Source organism: Parafrankia sp. EUN1f, assembly GCF_000177675.1.
Lineage (GTDB): Bacteria > Actinomycetota > Actinomycetes > Frankiales > Frankiaceae > Parafrankia.
The window spans coordinates 1-3,345 of the sequence record NZ_ADGX01000313.1 but is presented as its reverse complement, the minus strand read 5'-3'; the positions used below and the strand labels follow the sequence as shown (position 1 = coordinate 3,345).

The following is a 3,345-nucleotide window of genomic DNA, read 5'->3' as shown; positions in this document are numbered from 1 at the left end:
CGCGGGCGGCCGGGTCGATGTCGTCGCGGGCGGCGCGGGCGGCCGGGTCGATGTCGTCGCGGGAACCGGAGCGCCCGGAACGAGCGGCGATCACGGCCCGGCGCGGCTGGCCCGGCTGCGCCGGCCGAGCGCCGTCACCGTGGCCGCCGACGGCCGGATCCTGATCGCCGACACCGACAACGACCGGCTGCGGGCGGTGTCCCCGGACGGGCACATCACCACGGTGGCCGGCGCCGCCTATGACCCGCGGCAGCGTCGGCTGCCCCGGCCGGGGGCGGTCGCCGTCTGCAACGACGGGCGGATCGCCGTCTCCTGCGCCGGTGTGGCCGGGCTGCTGGAGCTGCGTCCGACCGGCCGGGGGAGCGACGGGGGAAGCGACGGGGCCGAGCTGGTCCCGGTCGATCCGGTCGCGATCGACCCGGTCGGCGCGGCCGTCGCCGGAGTCGCCTACCTGCCCCGGGGAGCGCTGCTGTCCGTGCGGCCCGGCACCGGGCTGATCCGGGTGCTTGAGCCGGATGGCCGCCAGGGCACCCTTGCCGCCGCCCGGCGCCCCGAAGCGGCGACATCCACGACCGGACCGCCCGTTCAGACCGCCGCCCAGGCGAGGCCGTAGCTCAGACCCGGCCGCAGGCCCGTGAACCCCACCCGCACCTCACCCGCCTCGTCCGGCAGCAGCGGCTCGTCACCGGGCAGGAACTCCTCGACGACCCGCGGCGGCACGCCGTTGATCTTCCACACCCTCGCGGGACGTCCCGCGGCACCGAAACAGACACGGGCGCGCACCTGGTCGTAGCGCCGCAACGGCGTCACCGCGTAGTAGGGAAGCAGTCGGGGCGGCGACTCGATGGTGAACTCGACGCCGAACTCATGCGCTTCACCCGCAGCCAGCGCTCGGGGCAGCGCGACCACAACCCGGGTATGCCGGGCGGACGGCCGCTTCTCCTCAAGGATTCGGCCACCGTGCGGGATCGCCACCGTCACAGCCGGCCGAGCGTTTCCCGCGTCCCACCGGAAGGGAATGCTCAGCGCACACACAACGCTGTCCAGCCGGTCCACCGTCGCGATGATCATACGTCTTTCGACAAGCTTCAACGGATGCTCGTCGAGATGGAGCACGGACCGCATCGACGACACGTACCAGCCATCGGAGACGAACGGGCTGGACGTGTCCGTGCCCGCGCCCGCCATCGCGGGCTGGCCCGTGTCCGTGCCCGGGGCCTGGGCTGTACCTGCGTCCTGGCCCGACACCGCGGCGTGGGCGCCGATGGACTCGGCCAGCAACCGCAGGCCCTCGTCAACGCGGCGGCGGGCCGTACGCGGATCGCGACCCAGCCGGCCGGCCAGCCATTCCATCCGCTCGTGCAGGAACTTCTGGCCGGCCTCGTCGTGCAGCGCGAACGCGGCGAGCACCGCGAGCCGCAGGTCGCTCGGCAGCCGCTCACACTGTTCGGCCAGAGCAGCCACCAGTTTCTTCCGCAGCTGCCCCGGGGAATCATGGTCCGCGATGCCACAGAACAGCCGGAGCCGGGGCCCGGTACGAGCCGGGAGGTCGTCCGAGCGTGCCCCGCGCCCCCGGCGCAGCTCGCGTAGCTCCCCCACCAGCTCCAGGGTCTCGCTACACATGGGAATCTCCCACTGATGCCTGCCAACGACAGCCTGCGCGCGGACCGGCCACGGTGAGCGTCACCCCCGGTCTCCCCGGCACACAACTGATTCTGCTCTACCGGCGTGCGGGAGGCCTGAACACCGAGATCGACCCACGCGAGAACGCCCTACGGGTCGACTCACGCTGGCTGCTACACCCCGGTACGGCTTTCGGTTTCGGTCGCGCTCCTGTCGGCGTCGACCTCGCGGCCACGCTGCTGACCCCGACGGGCTCCCCGGAGCCGTCCATGCCCCGGCTGGCGGGACGGATCAGCCAGGCAGGCGGCGGGTGGGCGGTGACCAACTGCTCGACCACCGCCACGAAGCTCCTGCTGACAGCGCCCGGGCTGTATCGGGAGATCACCCGGTACAGCCCGCCGGAGCTGCTTCCCCGCTCCCGTCAGTGGCTGACGCTGCGTTCCGCCGACGGGGACGTGGAACATCGTTTCCAGCTGATCGTGCAGTGGGCCGCGCCATCCCGGACACCGATCTCCCCAGGGGTGCGTCCTGAGCCGTCGGGGCCCGGCGACGATGCGGCCTCCCCTGTCACCGCAGTCGCCCCAGCCGTCGGTGTGATCGCCGGTACCGCCGCCACGACGACCGCCGCGGCACCTGATCCGGACTGGTCGGCGGGCGATGTCCGTACCCTCGCCGCCTACTGCTACCCCGAGCTGCGGGGCCTGCCGCCGCGGCCGCGGGACCGCACCCACCAGACCCTGCGTCTACTGGACCGGCCGTCCGACCGGACGAACGAGAAGTGGCTTGAACGACAGCTCGGCCGTCTGCGGCGGGACGCGGGGCACCGAATCGGAGCGGACCTGCGCGGCGAGCATCACACACCGGTGTTCGTCAACTACGTGGTCGAGCATCGGATGCTGATGGGTTCCGCGCTGCACTCCCTGGAGGACCGCTTCATGGCTGCCCGCGGTGCCGTCAAGCGGCCGGGGTAACTCCGGGGGGCAACCCCCCGCATCGCCGTCGTTTCCGAGGAAATGAGTCCTCCGGCTGCTTTCCTTTGAAACATGGAAACCGAATAGGACTGTACATCCCAGCTGTCGGACCCAATGGCAGGTGGACCGCATCGCGCGAAAGGGACAGTATCGCCGAAAGTGAGGCCGTCGGTGCGGCGTTGCCGCTGTAGGGGTCGCGCCGCACCGTCCGCTGGTATTTCCGTGCAGACCCTGAGAGGGCTCAGGCCAGGCGGGTTCCGGTGAAGGACATCCCGGGCATGATGCCGGGCTTCGCCTTGCCCGTCATCGTGTCACCGCTGACGGTGGCCGTCGATTTGAGGGTGAGTTTCATCGGGGAGGTGACCGCGACCGACCAGGAGATTTTGTCGCCGTCGACGCGACCGTCGGTGATCTCGAGTGTGGTGCCGTCCTGAACCATCGAGCCTGTGAATCCGGAGGCGGTGGTGGTGATCGTGAGCTCACCCTTCTGCTCGCCGATCGGTGATGAAAGGACGATTTCCCAACGTCCGTCGATGCTCATGCGCGCCCGCTCCTTCGCCGTTGGAACAGCTGACAGCGCTTTATATCGCTGTCGCCTGGGCACGCGCCCAAATCGGCACCTGAATAGCCGGGAATCGGGTGGCCGACCGGCCGGGTGGTACCCGGATAATCCGTCCGCGGCTCCGCGGCTCCGCGGCTCCGCGGCTCCGCGGCTCCGCGGCTCCGCGGCTCCGCGGCTCCGCGGCTCCGC

General features: G+C 71.1%; 3 protein-coding genes and 1 pseudogene. 2 read left to right on the top strand and 2 right to left on the bottom strand.

From position 1 onward, the window contains the following. A pseudogene (locus FREUN1FDRAFT_RS38480) lies at nucleotides 1-613 on the top strand (hypothetical protein); the annotation flags it as partial. On the opposite strand, the gene FREUN1FDRAFT_RS38475 reads toward FREUN1FDRAFT_RS38480, so the two are convergent. Continuing rightward, a complete protein-coding gene (locus FREUN1FDRAFT_RS38475; protein ID WP_006545857.1) occupies nucleotides 586-1,623 on the bottom strand; it encodes a hypothetical protein in 1,038 nt (345 codons plus the stop codon). The pseudogene FREUN1FDRAFT_RS38480 and the gene FREUN1FDRAFT_RS38475 sit on opposite strands and share 28 nt — an antisense overlap. A 53-nt stretch (nucleotides 1,624-1,676) precedes the next feature. Between FREUN1FDRAFT_RS38475 and FREUN1FDRAFT_RS38470 the strand changes: the two genes are divergently transcribed. Then, nucleotides 1,677-2,594 (top strand): hypothetical protein, encoded by a 918-nt coding sequence (locus FREUN1FDRAFT_RS38470; protein WP_006545856.1) that lies wholly within the window; start codon nucleotides 1,677-1,679, stop codon nucleotides 2,592-2,594. 241 nt (nucleotides 2,595-2,835) lie between these two features. On the opposite strand, the gene FREUN1FDRAFT_RS38465 is transcribed toward FREUN1FDRAFT_RS38470, so the two are convergent. After that, nucleotides 2,836-3,135: a hypothetical protein gene (locus FREUN1FDRAFT_RS38465; RefSeq protein WP_006545855.1), complete on the bottom strand. Its 300-nt coding sequence runs from the start codon at nucleotides 3,133-3,135 to the stop codon at nucleotides 2,836-2,838. Nucleotides 3,136-3,345 lie beyond the last annotated feature (210 nt).

Coding starts and splice junctions, on each gene's coding strand:
- FREUN1FDRAFT_RS38475 (WP_006545857.1), bottom strand. CDS start 1,623: ATGTGTAGCGAGACCCTGGAGCTGGTGGGGGAGCTACGCGAGCTGCGC.
- FREUN1FDRAFT_RS38465 (WP_006545855.1), bottom strand. CDS start 3,135: ATGAGCATCGACGGACGTTGGGAAATCGTCCTTTCATCACCGATCGGC.